The 20,584-nt window shown below is 53.6% G+C and carries 29 protein-coding genes; 3 read left to right on the forward strand and 26 right to left on the reverse strand.

Features of this window, described 5'->3' with window-relative positions; genetic code table 11:
• Nucleotides 1–23: 23 nt before the first annotated feature.
• The 9 genes from ACODSO_RS15905 to ACODSO_RS15945 all read right to left on the reverse strand — a co-directional run bounded on the left by ACODSO_RS15905 (nucleotide 24) and on the right by ACODSO_RS15945 (nucleotide 7,260).
• Nucleotides 24–389 carry a hypothetical protein gene (locus ACODSO_RS15905; protein ID WP_489037706.1) on the reverse strand — a complete coding sequence of 122 codons (366 nt, stop codon included), beginning with the start codon at nucleotides 387–389 and terminating at the stop codon, nucleotides 24–26.
• The gene (locus tag ACODSO_RS15910) at nucleotides 382–717 is read right to left on the reverse strand and encodes a hypothetical protein (protein ID WP_489037707.1); all 336 of its coding nucleotides are present in this window, start codon (nucleotides 715–717) and stop codon (nucleotides 382–384) included. The genes ACODSO_RS15905 and ACODSO_RS15910 overlap by 8 nt, the downstream gene beginning before the upstream one ends.
• Before the next feature lie 41 nt (nucleotides 718–758).
• Entirely contained in the window at nucleotides 759–1,544 is a 786-nt protein-coding gene (locus tag ACODSO_RS15915) for a hypothetical protein (RefSeq protein ID WP_489037708.1), read from the reverse strand.
• A 53-nt stretch (nucleotides 1,545–1,597) separates the two neighbouring features.
• Entirely contained in the window at nucleotides 1,598–2,317 is a 720-nt protein-coding gene (locus ACODSO_RS15920) for a phage head morphogenesis protein (protein WP_489037709.1), read from the reverse strand.
• Nucleotides 2,318–2,376: 59 nt separating this feature from the next.
• The gene (locus ACODSO_RS15925) at nucleotides 2,377–3,708 is read right to left on the reverse strand and encodes a phage portal protein (protein WP_489037710.1); all 1,332 of its coding nucleotides are present in this window, start codon (nucleotides 3,706–3,708) and stop codon (nucleotides 2,377–2,379) included.
• An 88-nt stretch (nucleotides 3,709–3,796) separates the two neighbouring features.
• On the reverse strand, nucleotides 3,797–4,702 hold the full coding sequence (locus tag ACODSO_RS15930) for a DUF2971 domain-containing protein (RefSeq protein ID WP_489037711.1): 906 nt from the start codon (nucleotides 4,700–4,702) through the stop codon (nucleotides 3,797–3,799).
• A gap of 44 nt (nucleotides 4,703–4,746) precedes the next feature.
• A complete protein-coding gene (terL, locus tag ACODSO_RS15935) occupies nucleotides 4,747–5,970 on the reverse strand; it encodes a phage terminase large subunit (RefSeq protein ID WP_489037712.1) in 1,224 nt (407 codons plus the stop codon).
• A 170-nt stretch (nucleotides 5,971–6,140) separates the two neighbouring features.
• Nucleotides 6,141–6,584 carry a terminase small subunit gene (locus ACODSO_RS15940; protein ID WP_489037713.1) on the reverse strand — a complete coding sequence of 148 codons (444 nt, stop codon included), beginning with the start codon at nucleotides 6,582–6,584 and terminating at the stop codon, nucleotides 6,141–6,143.
• 415 nt (nucleotides 6,585–6,999) lie between these two features.
• Nucleotides 7,000–7,260 (reverse strand): hypothetical protein, encoded by a 261-nt coding sequence (locus ACODSO_RS15945; RefSeq protein WP_489037714.1) that lies wholly within the window; start codon nucleotides 7,258–7,260, stop codon nucleotides 7,000–7,002.
• A 158-nt stretch (nucleotides 7,261–7,418) separates the two neighbouring features.
• On the opposite strand from ACODSO_RS15945, the gene ACODSO_RS15950 reads away from it, so the two are divergent.
• From ACODSO_RS15950 to ACODSO_RS15960, 3 genes are all read left to right on the forward strand, one after another.
• Nucleotides 7,419–9,089, forward strand: a complete 1,671-nt coding sequence (locus ACODSO_RS15950; protein ID WP_489037715.1) for a DNA methyltransferase — start codon at nucleotides 7,419–7,421, stop codon at nucleotides 9,087–9,089.
• 3 nt (nucleotides 9,090–9,092) lie between these two features.
• The gene (locus tag ACODSO_RS15955; protein WP_489037716.1) at nucleotides 9,093–9,305 is read left to right on the forward strand and encodes a hypothetical protein; all 213 of its coding nucleotides are present in this window, start codon (nucleotides 9,093–9,095) and stop codon (nucleotides 9,303–9,305) included.
• An 81-nt stretch (nucleotides 9,306–9,386) separates the two neighbouring features.
• Nucleotides 9,387–9,728 (forward strand): hypothetical protein, encoded by a 342-nt coding sequence (locus tag ACODSO_RS15960; RefSeq protein WP_489037717.1) that lies wholly within the window; start codon nucleotides 9,387–9,389, stop codon nucleotides 9,726–9,728.
• 270 nt (nucleotides 9,729–9,998) lie between these two features.
• Here the strand turns inward: ACODSO_RS15960 and ACODSO_RS15965 are convergent, their stop codons facing one another.
• The 17 genes from ACODSO_RS15965 to ACODSO_RS16045 all read right to left on the reverse strand — a co-directional run bounded on the left by ACODSO_RS15965 (nucleotide 9,999) and on the right by ACODSO_RS16045 (nucleotide 20,293).
• Entirely contained in the window at nucleotides 9,999–10,268 is a 270-nt protein-coding gene (locus ACODSO_RS15965; RefSeq protein ID WP_489037718.1) for a hypothetical protein, read from the reverse strand.
• Nucleotides 10,265–10,546: a hypothetical protein gene (locus ACODSO_RS15970; RefSeq protein WP_489037719.1), complete on the reverse strand. Its 282-nt coding sequence runs from the start codon at nucleotides 10,544–10,546 to the stop codon at nucleotides 10,265–10,267. Before ACODSO_RS15970 ends, ACODSO_RS15965 begins: the two co-directional genes overlap by 4 nt.
• A gap of 2 nt (nucleotides 10,547–10,548) precedes the next feature.
• Nucleotides 10,549–10,821 carry a hypothetical protein gene (locus ACODSO_RS15975; protein ID WP_489037720.1) on the reverse strand — a complete coding sequence of 91 codons (273 nt, stop codon included), beginning with the start codon at nucleotides 10,819–10,821 and terminating at the stop codon, nucleotides 10,549–10,551.
• A gap of 258 nt (nucleotides 10,822–11,079) precedes the next feature.
• Nucleotides 11,080–11,499, reverse strand: coding sequence for an HNH endonuclease (locus tag ACODSO_RS15980; RefSeq protein ID WP_489037721.1), 420 nt, complete (start codon nucleotides 11,497–11,499; stop codon nucleotides 11,080–11,082).
• The gene (locus ACODSO_RS15985) at nucleotides 11,492–11,815 is read right to left on the reverse strand and encodes a hypothetical protein (protein WP_489037722.1); all 324 of its coding nucleotides are present in this window, start codon (nucleotides 11,813–11,815) and stop codon (nucleotides 11,492–11,494) included. The genes ACODSO_RS15980 and ACODSO_RS15985 overlap by 8 nt, the downstream gene beginning before the upstream one ends.
• A complete protein-coding gene (locus tag ACODSO_RS15990) occupies nucleotides 11,808–12,533 on the reverse strand; it encodes an ArdC-like ssDNA-binding domain-containing protein (RefSeq protein ID WP_489037723.1) in 726 nt (241 codons plus the stop codon). Before ACODSO_RS15990 ends, ACODSO_RS15985 begins: the two co-directional genes overlap by 8 nt.
• A gap of 237 nt (nucleotides 12,534–12,770) precedes the next feature.
• Nucleotides 12,771–13,217: a hypothetical protein gene (locus ACODSO_RS15995; protein ID WP_489037724.1), complete on the reverse strand. Its 447-nt coding sequence runs from the start codon at nucleotides 13,215–13,217 to the stop codon at nucleotides 12,771–12,773.
• Between the two features lie 286 nt (nucleotides 13,218–13,503).
• Nucleotides 13,504–13,713, reverse strand: coding sequence for a hypothetical protein (locus ACODSO_RS16000; protein ID WP_489037725.1), 210 nt, complete (start codon nucleotides 13,711–13,713; stop codon nucleotides 13,504–13,506).
• Nucleotides 13,714–13,906: 193 nt separating this feature from the next.
• The gene (locus tag ACODSO_RS16005) at nucleotides 13,907–14,179 is read right to left on the reverse strand and encodes a hypothetical protein (protein WP_489037726.1); all 273 of its coding nucleotides are present in this window, start codon (nucleotides 14,177–14,179) and stop codon (nucleotides 13,907–13,909) included.
• Nucleotides 14,176–14,724, reverse strand: a complete 549-nt coding sequence (locus tag ACODSO_RS16010) for a hypothetical protein (RefSeq protein WP_489037727.1) — start codon at nucleotides 14,722–14,724, stop codon at nucleotides 14,176–14,178. The genes ACODSO_RS16005 and ACODSO_RS16010 overlap by 4 nt, the downstream gene beginning before the upstream one ends.
• A gap of 814 nt (nucleotides 14,725–15,538) precedes the next feature.
• Entirely contained in the window at nucleotides 15,539–16,732 is a 1,194-nt protein-coding gene (locus ACODSO_RS16015) for a hypothetical protein (protein ID WP_489037728.1), read from the reverse strand.
• A gap of 56 nt (nucleotides 16,733–16,788) precedes the next feature.
• Nucleotides 16,789–16,941 carry a hypothetical protein gene (locus ACODSO_RS16020; protein WP_489037729.1) on the reverse strand — a complete coding sequence of 51 codons (153 nt, stop codon included), beginning with the start codon at nucleotides 16,939–16,941 and terminating at the stop codon, nucleotides 16,789–16,791.
• 77 nt (nucleotides 16,942–17,018) lie between these two features.
• A complete protein-coding gene (locus ACODSO_RS16025) occupies nucleotides 17,019–17,564 on the reverse strand; it encodes an HNH endonuclease (RefSeq protein WP_489037731.1) in 546 nt (181 codons plus the stop codon).
• Complete coding sequence (locus ACODSO_RS16030; protein WP_489037733.1) at nucleotides 17,545–17,850, reverse strand: hypothetical protein; 306 nt, start codon at nucleotides 17,848–17,850, stop codon at nucleotides 17,545–17,547. Before ACODSO_RS16030 ends, ACODSO_RS16025 begins: the two co-directional genes overlap by 20 nt.
• On the reverse strand, nucleotides 17,847–18,602 hold the full coding sequence (locus tag ACODSO_RS16035) for a hypothetical protein (RefSeq protein ID WP_489037734.1): 756 nt from the start codon (nucleotides 18,600–18,602) through the stop codon (nucleotides 17,847–17,849). Before ACODSO_RS16035 ends, ACODSO_RS16030 begins: the two co-directional genes overlap by 4 nt.
• A 496-nt stretch (nucleotides 18,603–19,098) precedes the next feature.
• Nucleotides 19,099–19,290, reverse strand: a complete 192-nt coding sequence (locus ACODSO_RS16040; RefSeq protein WP_489037736.1) for a hypothetical protein — start codon at nucleotides 19,288–19,290, stop codon at nucleotides 19,099–19,101.
• A gap of 277 nt (nucleotides 19,291–19,567) precedes the next feature.
• Complete coding sequence (locus ACODSO_RS16045) at nucleotides 19,568–20,293, reverse strand: replication-relaxation family protein (RefSeq protein ID WP_489037738.1); 726 nt, start codon at nucleotides 20,291–20,293, stop codon at nucleotides 19,568–19,570.
• Nucleotides 20,294–20,584 lie beyond the last annotated feature (291 nt).

The following is a 20,584-nucleotide window of genomic DNA, read 5'->3' on the forward strand; positions in this document are numbered from 1 at the left end:
ACACGGATGAGCACTTTCAGAGATCAGATCTGGGCACTTTCACTGAGCGCCGTCACTTTACCCGTGATATCTATCGGGTTCGGCTTGTTGAGTAAATCCTCGTAGTCACCTGTCGTGGCTACCTCAGCGAGGTCAGGTAGGACAGGAATGACCGTTGTGTCGGGTAGAGCGTGTACGTCAGACGCATCGAGCACCACGTCGCCGATCTGCCCGTTGACCGTGTTGATGGCACCTTCGCCACCTGGCGCGCCGGGAGGGCCTTGCTCGATGGCTGAAACAACTGTGATGGTCTCGCTGTCTACAACGACACTGCGTACATCATCACCGTCCTGTATCTCGACGATCGTTCGACCGGATTCTTCTACGACGACAGTGTCACGGTCATTCATTCCGCGTCTCCGCTGGATCAATGGTCACAATGCCCTTGATGAGACGGCGGTCCTTATCGCCTACCAGCTTGAGGTCGTAATTCGCTGTGTCCCAGTCGTACAGCTCGGTTATGGCGTCGGGTATCGCAAGCTTTACTCGACCGAGTGTCGGCTCCATGGTGAGGTAGGTACTCAAGTCTTTGAGAAGTTTGCCCTGCTTTGTACGGACCTGCATCTTCGGTACGTAGCCGGTGATGTCGATTGGTGAGTCGTCCGGATTCTTCCACGTGAAGGTCCGCTCGAAGTATGTTCCCTGTTCAATGGTGAAGTGGTAGATGCCTGCTGTCATATCTAGTTCTAATATGAAGCAGACATGTCCACACTTCAAGTCTAGATTGGATCAGACACCCTGTAATAGACTTCCTGCGCGATGATTCTATGAACAGCCTCAGCCAGCCTGGGAAAGTACGGCTCCAAGTATATGACCTGAACGGCATCCTGACCGAGCCCAAGATGCGCAGTCAGCCAGAATAGATCGGAGGATGAATTAAGACCCACTATCTGCGCACTTCGAGCCCTGTTTTGAATGCCGTGTGAGAGCGGGCTCTTAGCTTGAGTAGTGCCTCTGTTAACTTGCCACTCCGCAGTGAGGATCGGGAGAAAATCTTGCGCGTCCACTCGCTCCTGCGCGGCACTTTTAGGTACCACCAACGCTTTGTCGTACTGGTCTACACCCGTAGCGTCGAATAAGCGCGAGCGCCACTTGTCGGACTTGAATTTCTCAGCTGTTCGATTTTTGCGGAATAAGGTCGAGTCGCGATTATTCTCAATGATGGACGTTTTCTTCACATAAATGATGCCCCCGTTGATGTCACTAAGGAAGCCATTGCCAGGCCCCAGGGTCCATGCATGTCCGATGTACCGTGAACCAACAAAGCTGCCCTCCCCCAACTGTCCTGAATGAAGGGGGTAGTCTGCCGTTATAACTGGTAGCGACGGAATGTTTGCGGACTTGATCTTCGCGATGGCTGAGCCAAGGTCTTTAGCAAGCTGTTGAGACGCTGCTGGCGCAAGCTCGCGTGAGATCCGCACACCGTCGGATACGCGTGAACTTTCCACTCGGGCACGGTCTGCGTGCTCGTAGGAGATCTTCTTGAACTCGTCGTCAAACCCCACCAGCTACTCCTACCTGTGCACTTCGTCCCTATCGGTCTAAAAGATATCGCAGATCAGTCTCGGAGTACCGGCAACAGGACACATCTGCAGTTTGCGTGGAGTGGACTTCCCTGCACATCGTCGTAGTCGAGGTTGATCGTCTTGCCATCGTCCCCCTCGAACACGTCGCCCTTCGTAAAGAAGTTTTGCTTCAATCCAATCACCTGGCCGTGCATCGGACGACAGAACTTGCACACACGTTCGTCTAACGCCGTGTACCACTCCTTCGCTTCGACAACACCGCTCTGTGTCCATGACTCCAAGTCTGCGAATGACTGCGCCCGTGTGACTTCGGTGCGAGCGATGCGATCCGCCCTATAAGTCAGCGCCGATCCAAACACCTTCTCGATACGGGCACGAAGCTCGAAGCTGGTCTCTCCTGCCTGGATGCCCTGACTCAGCTCTGCGCGAAGCTGCTTCTCCGTCTCGTCGTTGACGTCCTTCGCGATCTTGTTACTGCGGTTCTTGTAGTAATCCTGGATTGCCTGGTTGAACGTGTTGAAGAGCGACGGATCGAGAGCAACCTGCTGCATGGCGACCTGGCCGGTCTCAGCGATGATCGCGAGGAGATGTGGTGCAAGCACACGTGCCATCTCGATGTCTAGGCCGTCCCAGTCGACGACGTCCGAGAGCCAATCCTTCTTGGTATATCCCTTTGTCGGTGTGGGCGTGGTATCGAGTTTTCCCAAGACGATCGACCGCTGCACTTCGAACTGCTGCCGAAGCGTCTGCATCACAACACCCTCGAAGTACCCACTCCGAGTGCGGTATTGATCTACCTTCTCGTCAGGACTCAAGCTGCGCGTGACGGTTTTGGGACGCTCTTCTTACCCTCAGCCGGTGCATCAGTTGGAGGTGTGTCTTTATTTGCGCTCTGTGAAGCCGTCTCAGGCGCTGTGGACGCCGCGAGCACGTCAAGGGACCTTAGAGTGCCCGGTGCGTAGATCTGCGCGCCCAGGCCTCCTGGAAGCTCGTCCATCCCGTACTGCTCGCGAACCTCATCGATGGTCATCCATGCATTAACGCCAGCGGATGCCTCTTTGAGCTTGGCTTCCTTGTCCTCAGGGACCGGGCTGATGAAGTCGAGTTCCAGTGTCGGATCGAAGACTTGAATCCAGCTCGTGTTCTGCAACTCGACCCAATCCTCGATGCGCGGTAGGACGTTGTTGATCGTGTGCGTGTACATCGCCCCGTCCATGATCGAACGGTTAGCGTTCTCGATCATCCCGACCACGGCCGGCGATGTTTGGAACATGGCGAATATCTCGTCGCGTGTGAACTTGCGGCTTGCGAGGAAGTCGAGATCCTGCTGGGACACCATGTACGGCTTAGCTTCACCGTTCTCGACGAGGAGGTTCTTGTAGGCGTTCTCGCTACCCGTGTGCTGGTCGCTGAACTGTGCCTTCCAGCGCTTATATGACTCGTCGCTCATCACTTCTTTGGTCGAGAAGATCAAGCCTGGTCGAGCGTTGTTTGCGAAGAAGCGACGGTTCCAGTCCTTCATCTGCTCGTCGGTATCGATCGTTGCTGCTGCGGCTGTGATGATCGATTGCCCGTAGTACGGGTTGCGAGGGTCAGGGTTCAGGTCACGCATGACGGAGGTGATCGGGTAGGTCTTGTTGTCGAACTTGACCGTGCTCTGGCTGAACGTCTCACCTAGTTTGAACTCGACGAGATGCGCCGGGAGTACGTGGAGCGAGTCAGGCAGTTGACCCTTCTTCGGCTCGAATGGCTGATCGCCCTTCATCATCAGCTCGTAGCTCTCACCAGCGAAGTTCATGTAGCTGAAGTGCAGACGTCGCATCTGCTTGCCCTTGAGTGAGCCGTTAGGACGCTTCAGGAGATTCAGGACCGGATGGTCGAAGAGTTCGGTCCGATCGCCGTTCTTGTCCACCTTGTAGAGGGCGAGCTTCACGCGTGCAGTCGGGCGCACGATCGCATCGTTAGCAGTAAACGCCCATCCGAGGTTCGCGGTGATCGCCTCTTGCTTCGTGCGATAGTTCTTGATGCTGTTCCCACCGTCGAACGCCTGAAGCGTGTCGTTGAGGTGAGGGATGAAGGACTTGTTCTTGCCCAGCAGTGCTGCTGCGAGGCGATACCGAATTGGTGTGTTCTTTTTGGCCATGTATGAAGTTATGGAGCTCTATGGTTGTTCTAACTTTGATATTAGAACAAAAACAACAAAGAGCATAGACCAAACGGGTGTACTAGCCTTAGCGGTAGCTGCTGTTAGTGCTCCAAACATCAGCGTTTCCCTTGCCATTAAGCTTCTCAAGGAACCGAGTCGAGGAGTAGACAGCATTACCCGGAACAACATTAGGTCCAATCCGAAGCGATGGCCGAGGCTTGGAGGGGAACCCTGGATGCGTGGCGTCAAGGAACTTAAACTCGATAAATGCCCGTATCCCCTCTCGTCCGGGCGCGTATCGAAGGTCGGCTGCATCTGGGTCATGGTCAACCTTGAGAAGACGCCACTCCTTCTCATCCTTGAACGACTGGTTTTTTATGAAGTGCCCATAAAAGCGAAGATCGGCCAAAATTGCATCGCCAGAAGAGACAGTTGCTTTCGCAAAGTCCCCAGGATTACTTAGATGCCTGGTAGCCGTTCGATGTTTATCTAAATGGTAATCAAAGATCTCATTGACTAGGACCTCAATTTCGTCGTGATCGTAAAGGCACGGCGCGAGAAACCAGTCCTGTTTAGTCGCTGCAGAGGAGATTACGTCTCCCGGTATACCCACGCAGTACCCGCCAGAACGATCGCAGTACGCCCGCCACTGCGAGAGGGAGTCGCCTTCTGGCGTTAAAGAAACAATAAACGATTTAGGGCTATTCTTTAAGAAGTAAGCGTAATCACGCTCATACACCCACTTTGCAAACAGGCCGTCATTTCCAGTCAACGTTTTGTACAAGTGATGACCGCCAGCGACGTTTTGGAGATGTTGATAGGCAAGCTTTAGTTCTTTTTCGTCGTTCATTTGTTCAGGCAGACCCGCCCAAAAAGACCGACTCTCTATGATTGACATTGCCGAAGCAGCGCTAGTGTACTGATACAACATGTCGGGAATGGCAATACCAAGTAGCGCCTTCGTGTTGGGTAGCTGCTCTATCGGAATCAAGGTATCCGCTCTCTGGTCGTTTTAGTCGTGACAAGCATACAGCTCTACGCTTGCCGCACCCTGAACTCCTTCTTCTGGGGATTCGCGACCCGCTCGTAGATCGCGGCCAGTACGTCAGGGGCGTCGTCGTGCTTGTTCTTGCCCTTCTTCTGGTAGCTGGTTAGCTGCTTGTAGAACTCTGGATACTTGTACTTCCAGTTGTGCGGCATGAAAATGTGGCGGCTGACCCACGCACTTGACGTGAGGATGCGGGCTTCCTTGTTCTGCGTCTGTGCTTGCCACCGAACCACGCATCGCTTGTTCCCATGGACGTCTTTGAGTAGCCGTTCTATGTTGCGAGCGAAGCCTCGGCCACCGTTGTTGCTCTCGACGATCGCCTCGTGTACCTCGTCTGCATCGAGCATTGCGGCCACGGCAGGTTCTGTCTCCTCCATCCCCTCGTCAGTCATCACCACGTCGGTCACGTACACATCACCATCGACTTCGATGTAATCGACAGAACACAGGAAGTCAGTGCCCTTGTCCGCGGTGTCGGTGTAGTTCGTTTTCTTGTGGTCTCCTGCTGGCAACGACTCGTAAAGACCAAACTCCCCGTACAGACGACCCTTGATGTCTATCGGCTTCTGGTTGTAGTTGGCCTCCACGATGTCGGTGTTCATCTCTTTGGTCTTGAGCTGGTAGTCCGACTCGTTCAGGATGTCTTCGCAGAGCATTGAGCCGTCGTCGTTAACTGCCTTGTAGGTGACGTGCTCGACATCCTCGTATGAATCTAGGACTCGGCCGGCTAGATCATTGGTCGCCCACCTGGTCATGATGATGATGATCTTCCAATCCGCACCCTCGGTACGGGAGATCATCGTGTTAGTGAGCCAGTCCCAATGCTTCTCGAGAACCATCTCGTTGTAGGCCTCGTCTGAGTTCTTGATGATGTCGTCGATGAGTACGACCTTCGCCCCGAAGCCGGTGGCTGTGCCTGTAGGTGACGTAGCGAGGTAGCTCTTCTCGTTGCTTCCTTCGAGCGACCAGATGCTGGCACTGGCCTCGCCGTATTTGACCTTGGTCTTTGGGAAGATCTCACCGTAGACCGTCCGACCACCCGCGCTCTGCTCCTCGATCGTGTTGCGGACCTGGCGAGCGAACGTCGTGGAGAGTGTCTCGTTGTAGCTCCCGGTCATCACCTTGAGCGCGGGGTCTTGGCCGAAAAGCCACTCGGTGAAGTTCTTCGCCGTGAAGCTTTTGCCGTGGCGAGGGGGCATGTTGACCACCATGAAGCGCTTCTCGTTCTGTTCCATGAACCCCTGCAAGCGGCTACAAAGGTCTTCGAGGTACGGGCGATCATTCGTGTAGAACTTGGAGTACTGATTGCAGCAGTACTCGTAAAAAATGCGCCGTGACAGCTCGTTACGAGCCTGCACCCGAACAGCGTCGGGGATCATGCCTATGCGCCCTTGGCGAGCTTCTTCAGATCCTCGACACTCAGCTGCTTGTACGGCTGGATCGTCTCACCGTTCGTGGTGTGGTCGAGTTCCTGCTTATCCTTCCAACCCCAGTTGTTCTTGAGGCTGAACGCAGCCCCGGACGATGACTTGCCGAAGAGTGCTTCCTCTGCGAAACGATGCACCTTCTCCTTGGCGTCCTCTAGCGTGTCAAGAAATTCTTCGCGTTCACCGTAGTCAAGCAGGGTCTGGCGAGACACACCTAGCGCGTGAGCCAGGCCAGACATCGTGTAGGGGCGCTGGTCAGTGATGGTCTCATCGTCAGCCCAGAACTGCGTGCCATCTGCTCTGGTTTGCCTGACTTTGATTTTCGCAATATGCGGGTCACATGAAAAGAAATACTGCTCGATCTTTTGCTGCAGTTCCTCGACAGTCTTAATCTTCATAGGTCGACCGACTTTATTCTTTTCCTTAGGGTCTATTGGCTCAGCTATCATATGGATTAATATTAACTCACATTATCCCGCATGTCACGATTCGGTAACGGACTAACGCGTTTCAACCGGCCCCGTCGGTAGCGAGTGGTATTGTTCTTCTATCGAGGCAGCCAATCCCGGCTAGCCCGTAGAGAGGAGGCCAACAACGAACCAATGGAGATAGTACTCCTAGCTGCGGGAATATGCAGCACAGTAGTTTCGCTAATTCAGATTGCGATAGATATCTACAAGATCAAAAATGGTCTTTAATTCTAATATAAGTCTGACAGGTCATTATTCCCGTCGGGATTGAGTGGCGTGGCCGAGGTATAGCACCAGCTCAGAGCTGGGAGCGCCTCGGCCACTTTCATGCGGGCCTCAACACCTATACCGACACCCAATGGCTCACGGTCGACTTCTCCCGTGCGTACTGGATCGCATAGCTCACGTAGGCCAATTTTTCGCCCTCAGTCGTGATCCCCCATTGACTCACCGTTCCCTCGACGACCTGGCGCACGTTCATCCCCGCTGCGATGTAGTCGGCGCTGTGGTGCGGTGAGGACGGATACAGCACGCGTAGGTCGATGAGCACGCGTTCCGGTGGAGAGACGCGCTTGATGGGGTTGAACTGATTAGATCGGACCACCAGTCCAGAGTAGAACAAATTTTCGATTCTTTGGTACCGTCATCCATGGCAGGTCCGATGGGCAACCACTCCCCTGGTTGTCTAGCTGGGAAGCGTCGGGCCTGCCATTTTCGTGTGTTGAAACGGTCTGAGTGGTTCGCTCCGCTAGGGTTCTCGCCGTGGAGAAGAACGAGCTGTACTACGGAGACAACCTCGAAGTCCTGAAGCGATACATCAAGGATGAGACTGTTGACCTGGTCTATCTCGATCCTCCGTTCAACTCAAACCGCAACTACTCGGTCATCTTCAGTCGGCAAGACAAGGTCGATGACGAGAACTCCGCACAGATTGAAGCCTTCGAGGACACATGGCACTGGACATCTGAGACGGAGATCCAGTTTGACGAGTTCGTGAACGATGCACCTCCGCGAGTAGCGGACGCAATCACGGCCTTCCGAACGCTGCTCGGCGAGAACGACGCGATGGCGTACCTGGTCAACATGGCTCCGCGCCTCAACGAGCTTCATCGAGTTCTCAAGAGCACCGGGTCTCTGTATCTGCACTGCGATCCGACGATGAGCCACTACTTGAAGATCTTGCTTGACTCCATCTTCGGTGCTCAGTTCTTCCGCAGCGAAATTATTTGGAAACGAACCGGTTCTCATGGCTCCGCGAAAAGATACGGACCTGTACACGACGTGATCCTGTTCTACGTGAAGAGCAATCAGTCGACATGGAACAAGATCTATGGCCCCTACGACGACAGCTATATAGAGGAAAAATTCAATAAGGTTGGCGATAATGGACTACTCTTCCAAGACATTTCCCTGACTGGTCCTGACGTCCGGAACGGTGAGAGCGGTCTACCATGGCGTGGCATTGATCCGACACAGCTCGGTCGCCATTGGGCGCTCCCAGGGTTCCTGGTTGCGAAAGGGATCATCAGCGGAGAGGGAACAACGCAGGAACAGCTCGACAAGCTGGATGAGGTTGGCCGCATCTACTGGACGAGCAAGGGTAATCCTCGGCTGAAGTTCTACGTGGATGATGCCCAGGGCATGCCCCTATCTGATGTATGGACGAACGTTGCGCCGATCAACTCGCAAGCTGCCGAGAGACTTGGATACCCCACCCAGAAGCCACTCACTCTGATGGAACGGATCATCAGTGCGAGTAGCAACCCGGGTGACGTAGTCCTCGACCCATTCTGCGGATGCGGCACCACGGTCGACGCTGCGCAGAGACTAGATCGTCAGTGGATCGGCATAGATGTCACCTACATCTCGATCGACCTGATCAAAAAGCGCCTGCAACACACCTACGGCGACGGTGTTCTGGAGACATTCCGTACGAACGGCATTCCGTCGGACCTTGCAGCTGCTCGCGCACTATTCTCGCAGTCTCCCTTCGACTTTGAGCGGTGGGCGGTATCGCTCGTCAATGCGAAGCCTAATGAGAAGCAGGTGGGCGACCGGGGAATCGATGGCGTTGCGAGGTTCCCCCTAGGACAGAAGGGGAAGATCGGCAAGGTGCTCGTGTCGGTCAAGGGAGGCAAGAACATCAACCCAGGCATGGTTCGCGATCTACTAGGAACAGTCAACACGGAGAAGGCAGCCATGGGCATCTTCCTCACACTGACTGCACCCACTAAGGGTGTCACCGACGCTATCAATCACGGCGGTGTCTACACCCACCCCGCAAACAATCAGACCTTCCCCAAGCTTCAGACATTTACGGTCGGCCAACTATTGCAGGGACAGAAGCCACAAATGCCGGCTACCTACCTGCCCTACATTGAAGCTAAGCCCAAACTGGACACAGCAAGCGATGAAGGACTGTTTGAGGTCTAGGTGATGGGATTCGTGACGTTCATAGCGTTCTTCGGTGCGATCTTGGCTGGGATGGTGGTGCTGGTGGCGATTTACCAGGTGCTCAGAGAGTTCAGCCTTACATCGGCAACGAAGGCGTCGAAACGAGATGCGCTACAGGTGTCGGGGTGGTTCGTCGCAATCTTCGGATGTATCACTGCGGCGTGCGTGCTGTACCTGTATTTCCGGTGGACTTAGTTTGCTCGCTGAAGCGCAGTAGTCTGCTCACTCCAAAATTACTGCTGTACCGCTTAAAATCGTTCTGCGAGAATTAGTTTCATGGGAACACGGGATCTTCACGGTTCGCACTCTCACCGCGGCCATACCTTCGAGGTGGAGATCGCAATTGTGGACGTAAGGCGGTCGTTGTCAATCGACCTTGCTCGTCTCTACTCACCAGCGCGTACAACCGACTGGCTCGTACGGAGCTATTCGTCGGTCGGCGTCATGCCGCCAGTGCATTGGACGGGACTCACCGCTCGCTACCGTGGATACGGCGAACTCGCGTTCCGATGCGAGCACTTGCCTGTGGAGGCGTGGAACAACGGATATCGCTGGAGCGGCCTGTGCTCGTGGATACAGATGAACGCCTGGGGTGCAGGCGTGTCGGAGATGAACTGACATGTCTCCTGTGCGCCACGTCCTGCTCCGCGTCGATCGGGATGGGCGTTCAGTGCGGTATGAGCTTTACGCTGAGACAGTCCCTAGGGCGTGGGGTAATCGTTCGATCAAGTTCGTCGATGCGTCGGAGGATATCGGTTGGGCTAAGGGAAAGATCGAGGAGCTGCGTATCCGCAAGATGGACGCTCGGATCTACCCGCCGAGAGGATCGCGTCATCTGCATGTGGTCGAGGAACAAGAAACCGGCTCACTGTAGAGCCGGTGTGGTGGTTAGCTAGATTTCGTGTTCATCATCTCAAGCTTGTTGCGTACGTAGCCTTTGACTACCTCAACTTGGTTGGCGTCTCCGTTCAGGAGAGTGCCGATCGTTTCGAGGGTGGCACGATCGGCGTCGATGCGTCCTTTTTGTTCTCCACGTTGCTCAGCCTCTTGTCTCTGGGATTCAATGTAAGTCTTTAGCTCATGCTCAATGCCATCTAACTGCTTAAACGTAGCGTCGAATGCTGCCCTTTCCAATACTTCTCTCACAAAATCGATCATAGCCTTCTTCCTTGTTTAGATATATACCCGTTAGAGATGACCAGCACCGCCATTAACATGGCTTCCACAATCAAGGCCGTCCAAGTTGAGTCTTTGAAAACAGCGATTGATAACACAGTCCATGCAATAGCTGCGAGGATAACCACGGTTTGAATTCGCGCAACCTTGCGCCAGAGCAAAGCTTGTTCGCGTAGCTCATCTTTGCTCATGTGTGTATCTGGGTGGGGCGTATAAAACCTGTCTAGATCGTCCGCATGTTCTTGTGGTGTCAAGCTCATCTCTACTCCTCCTCTTTAGTTTCGTTTAGGGTTTGTTCTAGCTCTGCGTGCCTATCAAGCAACTGCTGAGGAGCAGACACACCTACATCCCATATACCTATTGCTCGACGGACTTCATCCAGCCGCGCCTCTGTCTCTCTGCGGGTAATGTAGTCGTTGATGAGTTGCGTCAGGGTAGTGAGTGAGTGTCCACCATAGCCACCTTTGAATCCGAGTAGAGCCTTCTCAAGTTCGTTGTCTTCGATAGGAGCTGGCTCTGGGTTATCTACTGACATCTTCGTTTAATCCCTTACCAAATTCATTATGTTATCGAATATTTCTACTGACTTCTTTCCGCCGATAACAATAAACGGAATACCGAATAAGTACATTATTGCTAACCCCACTAAAATAAATGGTAAAAATATCAAAGATACTATAAGTCTTAAGTTACTCATCTTCATGCTCTCCTTCTGTCTTATTGTTAATAGGTGCAGGATTCGAGACTCTTATCATCTTTGGATTTTGCACCCTTACTCCGAGTGGTCCGTAGTTCATGATTTATATACCCTCCTTGCTATATCTTTCCTGCCGTGACAACTCAAACAAAGTGTTTGTAGGTTCGACAGTCTGTTGTTTTTTAGGGTTTCTGGTGTATTCCTACCGGCCCCATCAATATGGTCTACTGTAATGTCTCTGTTGAATGCTTTGTTATGTTGTTCGCGTGTCATACTGCACTCGACGCATTTCTCTCCATCCCTTTGTATGACTTTTTCTCGGTTTCCTCCAAATTGGTGGGCTTCTCTGCTGATCTTGTATGCTTTTTTGGCTTGTAGCCTGACCTTTTCTCGATCACGCATCCTGTAAGCCATGGTAGATTTGTGTCGACATACTGTGCACCCACGATTACCTTTGGGACTAATGTACGTGTTTACCTTATCAAACAAATGTCCCCGCTTGCATACGTCATTCATCACGACTTCCTGTTTGGTTTCTTAGGCGCAACTTTCGTCGTAGTGAATTGCGGGCCATTGCACCTTGCCGCTGGGTTACACCGTCTTGCGAGTATTCCAGCTCGTCGACGCCAATCAATTTATCGCCGTGCGCTTGCTTCTGTTGTTTAACGATACTCTCCAGCCACAATACAAAATCACCTGCTGCAACAGTTGGTGCTCGTGGGTCTGCTGGATGAGCGATCACTTTTGATAGATCTGACACTTTCATGGCTAATCTTTCTCGTAGCTCTTCATCACTCAATAGCTTTGGTTCTTCTGTAGTACTGCTACTCATCACGTGTCTCCTGTGGTCTCCCCGCCTTTAAAATCTCATCGCTCGCTTTGAACACCTGCCGTATTGCCGCGTCAATAGGATTCTCGCTGCGCATGTAGTGCTGCACGTATCCCCGGCTCTCAGCCACGTTCATGCGCTCCTGCAAACCCAGCTCGTTCAGCACAATCACTGCACCTGCCTCAGCTTGAAACTCCTTGAGGCCCCGGTGCGTCTTGTACTCGGGCAACTGCTCTGGCGTTGTATGCCCTTGTTGTATGTGTTGCAGCTCGTGGAACATCGTCTTAAGTGGATACGGTGCGATCTCTGATACTGCGAACTCACGGCCGGTTGAGTAGCCAGCGGTGTCCCCGTCGAACAGCTCGAACTTCACCTGCTTGATCGCCAGTGCACCGAGCGCTCGTTCCTTGTCCCACCCAGTCGGTTCCTTCTCGGGAAGTACGTCACCCTCGGTGTCACACAGCGGGAACACCCGGTTGCGCACGATGAAGCCTGTGAGCCGACTTTCCTCTTCCCCGGTCTTCTCGTTCTCTACCTTGCGCATCGTGGGGATCATGATCGCTTTGGCTTTCGAGCCCTTCTTCACACGACGGCCTAGCTCGTTCCACTTGCTGAATGACGCTACGGGTTGAGGAGAGACGCCTTGTGACATGAGGAGCGCGAGGTTGCCCATCGAGTAGGAGTGGAAGCGCTGGTAGTTCTCAAGGCTGCCTGGTGGCATTGTGAGAAGGTCGTTCAGGAGTGAGGCCCAACGGATCTCGGGTTCAGCCTGTGTACGTTCGGCAGTTGGGGCGCGGTTATAGGAGCGCGCCATCTAGCTAATGGCCCCTAGACCGCGTAACACAATTTCAGGTCTAACAATTGCTAAAACGTCAAATATCAGGAGTGCGCTGGCTATGAGCGCAACGATCGGTAGGGATCTGGTAGTCGGTTGTCGTCGTGGTTCGCGTGCTGACATCTATACATTGCCCTCCCCGTTCTCAGGATCAAGCGGACACCCTGACGCATGGGGTTCTGCTATGTGAGCCGAACAAGCTTTGCAGCGATCGTCACTATCTTCCTGGTACTCGACCGGCGCAACGATCCACAGTTCAGACCAACCATCCACCCCGTCTCTGTCCTCCCGCCCCTTCACATACGCGTCTAGGTACGCAAGCGCCTGCTGGTCGTCAGGGTCTTTCGCTTCCCGGATGTTCGCCTCGATCTCGGCCTCCAAGCCTTCCCCAATGCGCCCGGTGGTCACGAAGCTGTGCATGTCGCTGGTGGCACCCGCGTCCCACTGTGCAGCGATAGTGCGAGCCGTAGCGTGGTCAATGTGCTTCTGGCTCATCTCAGCGGTCATTTTCACCATGAAGGTGATGTTCTCGTGGTCTCTTAGCTTTCTGTTGAATGGATCTTCGTTCACATCACCCTGTCTTTCTTGGTTAGTTGTTGTCTTCTGTTGTGCGCACCAATGATTCGTGACTTACACGGGTTACAGCGTGCGTCCCTGCCGTCCACGTTGCGGCTGTTGCTCGTGTACCGGTCTGGCGGTTTCGGCTCGCTACAGACGCAGCAAATGCGTTGGCCGGTAACGGGATCGAACGCTGAGGTATGACGTCCCCTGGTTTCCACCGGAAGATCACTACGCGCTGCTTCGATCTGCGGTGTCAGCGTGATCCCACGGCTCGCGAGGAGCTGTGCGTAGTAGCTCACTCGCTCGTCTCCCCCGCACCCTGCGCCGGGTCGTACACCACCACCTTGGGGTTGAAGAAGTCGTCTGACCACTTCCAGGAGAGGGCACGTGCACCGAGACGGCGAGAAAGCTCGACCTCTTCATTGTCGTAGTCGAAGTCGGCCGCACGTTCCATGCGGGCCATAAGTTGGCGATCTGTCAGGTGGGCGAAGCGTTCGGAGGTCATGACTGACCCTCGGGTGGTAGTTCTGCTCGTAGTTCTTTCAGACGTTCTGCTATCGGACGGACGTGCATCAATTCGTCTATACGTTCCCGAATAAGTAGCTCTTGAATACGTTGCTTCGCTTGTAGTTTCGCCTCATCCCATCGATGCTCGACAGCGTCTAGTGACTCAAGGATGTCGTCGAGTTCTTGGTCGGTCATCCCTGAACCTCGCTCATCACCTTCCCTGCAACCATCTCGATGATCGCTGCCTCTGCGCGCTGCACAACGACGTTGTGGGTAGCGCGGGCATCCTCGTCGTGTGCGAGACGTAGCCAGGAGCGGAGGGACTGGGTCTCTTCTTCGGTGAAGTGAAGTGTGGTTCCAGTGCCTTGCTGGCTGACAGCGAGACCTCCCTCGATTTTCCGGACAAGGGCTCGTTCGATGGAGTCATAGTCTGCGGGTTTTGATTTGCGGCTAACAAGACTCATCGGATTCCCCACAGGTTCGCGATGTCATCCGAGATCTCGCTGCCTACTCCACTGCACCCTGCCGCCTGCAACACGTTGATCACCTTGCCGGTCTCCAGCGTGTACGTGCACGACGTGACGTGCTCCTGCACCTCGATCTGCACTGCCACGATGAGTCGCGGGTTCACTGTCTTCACGGGAGCAGGTTGAGGCGCTGGCGTAGGTGCAACAGTGGCCGGCTGCGACTGACTCGCTCGGTTGCTCTGCGCTTCTACCTTGCCGTCCACGACGACTACCTGTTTCTGGACCTCGTGGATCGTCTCCGTGTTGGCCGCGGTCTGCTGTTCCACGCCGTCTACACGGTCCTTGGTCTCGGCGATGTCGTTCTCGTTCTTAGCGATACGGGTCTCGTGGTCGTCGAGCTTCACCTTGACTGGGGTATCTTCCGCTGTGGTGGGCGCGAACTGGTTGAAGGCTGCGACCGATGAGGTGGTGGCGATGATGACGCCAGCGGCGGTGAGAAGCTGGACGCGGCGTGTGAGGTTGCGTGGGTTGAGGGAGATCATTGGATATCTCCGAGTTTCACGAATACGGCTACGCCGAATGCCACTGCGATGAGGGCGAGGACGATGGCTATTCCGTGTTTCTTACGTTCGTTAGGGTCTTGCATTGGGTTCTCCTTATTTAGTTGTTTATCATTCAGCGCAGGCCAGCCAGCACATCGAGTGTGTACTTAACTCGCTGTACTGAAACGTGCACGTTAGGGGTCTTGCTCGGCATGTATGTCTAGTGTTTTGCCGCCCCATCTGGGTTTGTCCCGCTTTCAAGTTGCTATACCTAGAGATTGCAATCTCGTCTTAGTCCTGACATACTGGCCAGTCTGCGCTTAATCATCGAGCATATGAGGCTGATAGCAATATGCAGTCCTCGGAATAGTTTGCTAATAAACAAACTCTTTAGAACCCAGTCCCCTGCACAGGGCCAAGGCGGGATCACTATCAGCTTCATATACTCGATATTTGTTTACTTGTTTAGGTACGTTCTTATAATGCGCCGAACTAACCAATTTTGCAATACTAATTCACGCAATTAGTACATATCAATAACCTGCACTAGAGGTAGCCATGCGTTGTAATATGCACACTACCGACAGAACGTCCTAGTAATCCCCGTTACTCACTGTCATACTGAGGGCAATTATGCAACGTCAACAACATAGCTTCGACCTCAGCACACTGTTGAACCGACGCTTAGATGTTGATCCAAAGGGCGTCCCCCGTGTCCTCAGCGAGTTGCAGCAAGAGCGCCGGGACTCACAGCACCGCATCCGCTATATCCGCCAGCTCAAGCAGTACGACCGGCCAGCACGACCCCGAACAGTCAAGCCTGAGTAGTCTTCGTCACGACGTAGACGTTCCACTTCTCTTTGGCTTTGCGTCCAAGCTGTTCCAGAAACCCTATGTAGTCGTATTCGCTAGTTGTTCCCTCGATCAGCGCAAACAACACGTAGTACGGCTCTACCGTGTTGTTGATCGTCACGTTGTATGAACCGGCTCCGGGAGGATTCAGTAGCCACGACACGGAGCCGTGTCCTTCCTCGGTAACCCATGAACGGTCTTGAGTCTTATCGACCGTTACGCCGAAGTACCGTTCTAGATTGGATAGCAACAGCGTTGAAGCCTCGCGCCAGAGTGTGTCGATGTCGACGGTGGTGCCAGGCTCGATGCCGAGTATCAACTTGTGCAACGTCATATTGAACTGCTCTGGCTCTATAGCCGCAGGGGCGCTAGTCGCTTCTTCCGTGGCCGTATGAGCAAAGCTGTGCCAACCCACGGTGTAGGTATCACTTAACTGCTGCGCGACCTGCTGCAGCGGTGTCAGTAAGTCGTACATCTGACCACCTGTGCCGGTGTAGATCTTCAGCCAGACCTTCTCATCGGCACGCACGTTGTCGACCGACAGCTCGATCCTGCCCACAGACTCAGGATTTAGCTGGAACTCAACGGTAAAGCCGCCGCCAGCGCGACGGGATCTCTTGCCAGTCTCCACGTCAACCTCGATACCCAACGCCAGCAGCTCAGGAACCAGGCTGCGTAGCGCCGCGTGGGACAGGTCAACCGCGCCTATTGTGCTCTGAGAGACAAGGTCAAAGCGAACCTCGTAGAACAGCACCGCTCCATGAGAGGACTGCTTCTGAGCAGGCACAGCTCTCGCTTGCGCCGACGCGGGGCTGATAGCACCCTCCCAAGTCGCAGCAATCCCATCCGCCTGATCGAACGCAGTCTCGTACTTGACGCCAGGGCCATAGCGATCCGACAACGTCTTCTGCACCTTGATCAGGACCGCTGCGTAGTCAGCTTCTGTCATCACGTCGTCGCGCAGAGCGAACATGATGGTGTGTGGCGGCTGTGCATCTTGAATGGTCACGATGAAGAGGCCGGTACCGTCAGGGCTGAGTTTCGCCACCAACGTCGAAGAGTCGGCGGTATCAGACTGCCTCGGCTCTTCCTCGCTCCGAGTGATCCCTAGCTCAAGCAATTCCTCGTACACGGCCTCAGCCCCAGCGACCGCCACCTTCCCGACCTTTGCGCTGGAGAGGTGCGTGATAGTCAGGTGCAGGACGTGGATCACTACTTACCGAGAACGTTCCGCGCACGGTTTCCTCGTGATCCGACTTCCTTCTCCAGCTTCTGCACCAGTTCCTTGTCGATACCGTTGAGCTTGTCCAGACCCTGCTTCTCAGCCTTCTTGAGTGCGTTCTCATACTGCTCAACCGTTGCCATCGAGTCCCCTTCGTCAGGTGCAGAGTCCTGTGAGGTTACTACGGGAGGGCGAGGAGCGCTGTAGTACGAGTGACTGACTAGAAGTTGTTTCGGTAGAAAGCACCGAGTTCCGACTGATAGTCAGCTTCGAACCGTTCAGCTTGATTCCGGTTTCGAAATTTCAGCGTGTCTTCTCTTACCATCTCGGATAGTCGCCTCTTGTACATACGACGCTTCTTTCCACTCAGCATCTTCGAACCTTTCTCTTTGTTGCACGGAGCGCAGGACAACACCATGTTTTTATACTTATTGGTGCCTCTGCGGCTCATAGGGATAATGTGTTCGACGTTAATCCGTGCGGTGCGCAGGTCTGTTTGACAGTAGTAACAAGTACCTCTCTGCCGCGCAAACTGCTTCTTCCACCAGAGTTTGAACCGCTCTGTTTTTCGTAGTTCCAAATATTCCTTGTAAGTTTGTGACGACCACCTCGCTGGTTTCCGTGACTTCTTCTTGGCTGCCTCAGGTGGGCGCACCTTAGTGGTCGCGGCCGTACGCTGTGGTTTAGGAGCGGGCGCGTCCACCTTGAGCGGACGGCGATCTGTTGCTCCATACGTAAGAGTGATGTCAACGGGCTTGTCGAACATCCGCCTTGCCCTGCTTACGAAAGAACTGCTTCCTCATTTCACGGATACGCTCACGGTTCCGCCGTCGCTGGTCATCTGATAGCTCGGTCGTCGCAGAGGCCAACTGTCGCTGTTTCCGCGTGACTATCGTCATGGGATCTTGCAACACGGCTTTGATACCGGAAGTCCTGTAGAGATTGCCGTTGATGACGACTATCTCGACACCATTCACCATGGCCTGTTGAACAGAAGCGCCGGTCTTCTCGTCCACAATCAGCGGTTGGTCATCGAAGAACTTTACAATCATGAGATCACAGCCACTCTTGGCGTCACACCTCCGCGCCGTTTACCCCACAGCACGAGGTCAGACAGTTTCGATTGCAACTGAACAAAGTCGGCTATACGCGGGGCGTACTGATCCTCGTGAGTGAGCTTCACGCCTGTAACGAGCTGCTGAACCTTCTCAGTTCCGTGCTTCTTGAGCAGGTTAGAACAAGCAAATCGGTTCTTCTGAACGTTGGCTTCAATGGGATAGCCCACGGTTTCTTCCCAGAACTCGAACAACGCGTTGATGTTTTCATTAGGCTTCTTGGTCGACGAGCTGTTATCTACATCTTTATCTTTATTTTTATCTACATCTTTATCTTTATGAATAGTAAGCTCATTGTGTTCTACTATTAAACTACTATTGCCGTCATCAGAGGTAGAAACGCCAAAACTGTCCAGAACACCCTTCGGCACATCTGCATACTCACGTTCAAGAGCCTGCATAGTAAAGCGTCCTTTTTTAGGTAGGACGTATGCACTTGCCGACAGCTTTACAAAGCGGCCAGAAAATAGCACCATACCTTTCTCCTGTAGCTGAGTCTTACACACACTCAATTGCTTCTCGTTTAATCCACTGCGTGCAGAGAGCATACGATCGCTGACCGCATAGATGTCCGACACCCCGCGTTCAGGTGCGCTCATCAGTAATAGGTAGAGGAGCTTGGTGTCGATATTCAGCTCGAAGAAATCGTCGTCATCCCATAAGTTCGTTTTAAGAATTGCTGTTTTCATAGGGCAAAGAAATACCCCCTTCCTGACGGTTGGGGGTTAGAACCTTTAACAGTACTATTTAATCAAATCTACCCCGGCACGTCAACTACATTTGTGTTGGTGAAGCAAGAGGCGTTAAAGGTTCTTGCTATCTTATCCATTTAAGCACAACGTGGAAATTAATCAATAGGCCAAAGCACATCCCCGAACAGTGCTCCTTCATGATGGTCTGCGTAGGAGCGGTCGCTTGCGTCGTCGAAAGCCATGGGCGAACAGTGCTCGCAGGCACATACCTGCGGGTTGCTAGTTGAGAACGGCGATATACATTCCCAGGAGCGCCGCCATTGCCACGAACCAAGCCGAGTTGGTCGAGACGCTGTGTGTGTTCGCATAGCGCAGTGTGCGGCGTCTACGACGGCTTGTGCGCTTTACTGGGTGGCTGGTGCGATAGACGCGACGGGTGTGGGCATGGACAAGGATCTCGCCGGTGTCGGTGTCCGTTAAGCCAAAGGGGGTGTTACGCAGCATCTTTATCAGTTTTGCCGACCCTCAAATCGCCTATTATGCTTAGATACTCCAGACTGTCAGGATCATTATCGTAGATGTCGATGTATTCAAGTGCGTTCTGGATTGCATACTTTTTAGCCTTTACAAGGCTAGCAAACATCTCAACATGCCCACTCGGATCGATGACTCCGTATTCTCTCATTGCTCGGCCGCCTCGACTAGGTGTCCATACGCGTCCACCTTTTCCTTACCCCAGGCAGCAGCACGTTCCTGCCATTCCTGATTAGCGTTTATTTCAGCTCGGTTTGATGTGAATCGACTGAATGGGCGACCCTCTACGATCTGAGCGTAAAGCTGTCTTACTGTTCCAATTCGCGTTGATGCTGTTGTGTTCAATTCTTCATACCTCGTTAGTTGTACTATAAGTATATATAAATAAGACCTATTAGTACATACTTATTCAACATAAAGCGTTGTAGTTATCGCAACCCTTGAGGAAAGTCCGACAACAGGCCGAAGTAAAACACCCGATCCCCGTCGATCACCGCTGACGTGTTAATCCACCGCCGCAGCTGCTCGCCGCGCTGTTCATCCGTCACGAGGAAGATCACGTCTGGAAACACCTTATACACGTGCCTGTCGTGCCGCTTAGCGTTCCGGTACCTCTCAAGCTTGTCGATGATCACCGGGCGGTTCTCAGTGCCGAGATCTACCTCGATAGCGAAGTGCCGCCGCTTACGCGTCTTGAGGTTGTCGAGTTCTAGGTACATGTCTGGCCGTATCGAATAGCCCTCTACCTTGCGGTACGCCTCGTCCTCTACTTCTAAGTAGTGGATACGGAGCCACTGCTCCCCTGCCTCATCCAGCTCTTCTTCTGCGTCGAGCAATGCAATGTAGACATCCGCTATGGCCAGCGCGTGATAGTCCACTGTGCGCCGTACGGGATAAGACCCGGTCCGGAGCATCCGCCATCCCTGCGAGCTAAGTCGGTACACATACTGACCGCTCCCGCCCTTAGCTCCGCCCGGCACACGGTGCTCAATCCGCACGATGAGTTTCTGGTCGACTAAGCGGCGCAGCGTGTTGCGCATGGAGGTGCGGGACTTGGAGTTACGGAAGCAGATGCGATCCACCTGGCTGCTGGAGAGCATCGAGAACCGCGAAATCACCCGGAGAACGTGTGCGTCCCGAGCAAGTAAGTTCATAGGTACAGCGTACCGGCGAACTGTCCGGCGGCGAATCTCAGCGTTCTCCCTGTTCAGAGGGCGCGCTGGCTTGATCCGACCCACAAGCTTGGCACGGGGTTGAGACATAGCAATTCATGAGATGATTTAAGCATGTTTTGTCAATATCGAGTAGTGCGAGTTATCCACAGGCCGGTAATTCACTTTGCATTAAATTACTATTGCAATATTAATTGAATTGATACATACTAATAACAGCCGAAGACGCGACACAGTAAGTAGGTCGGACAGTCTCAGAGGCGGAGTTACTAT

The sequence above is a fragment of the Rhodococcus sp. FG69 genome (genome assembly GCF_057808915.1).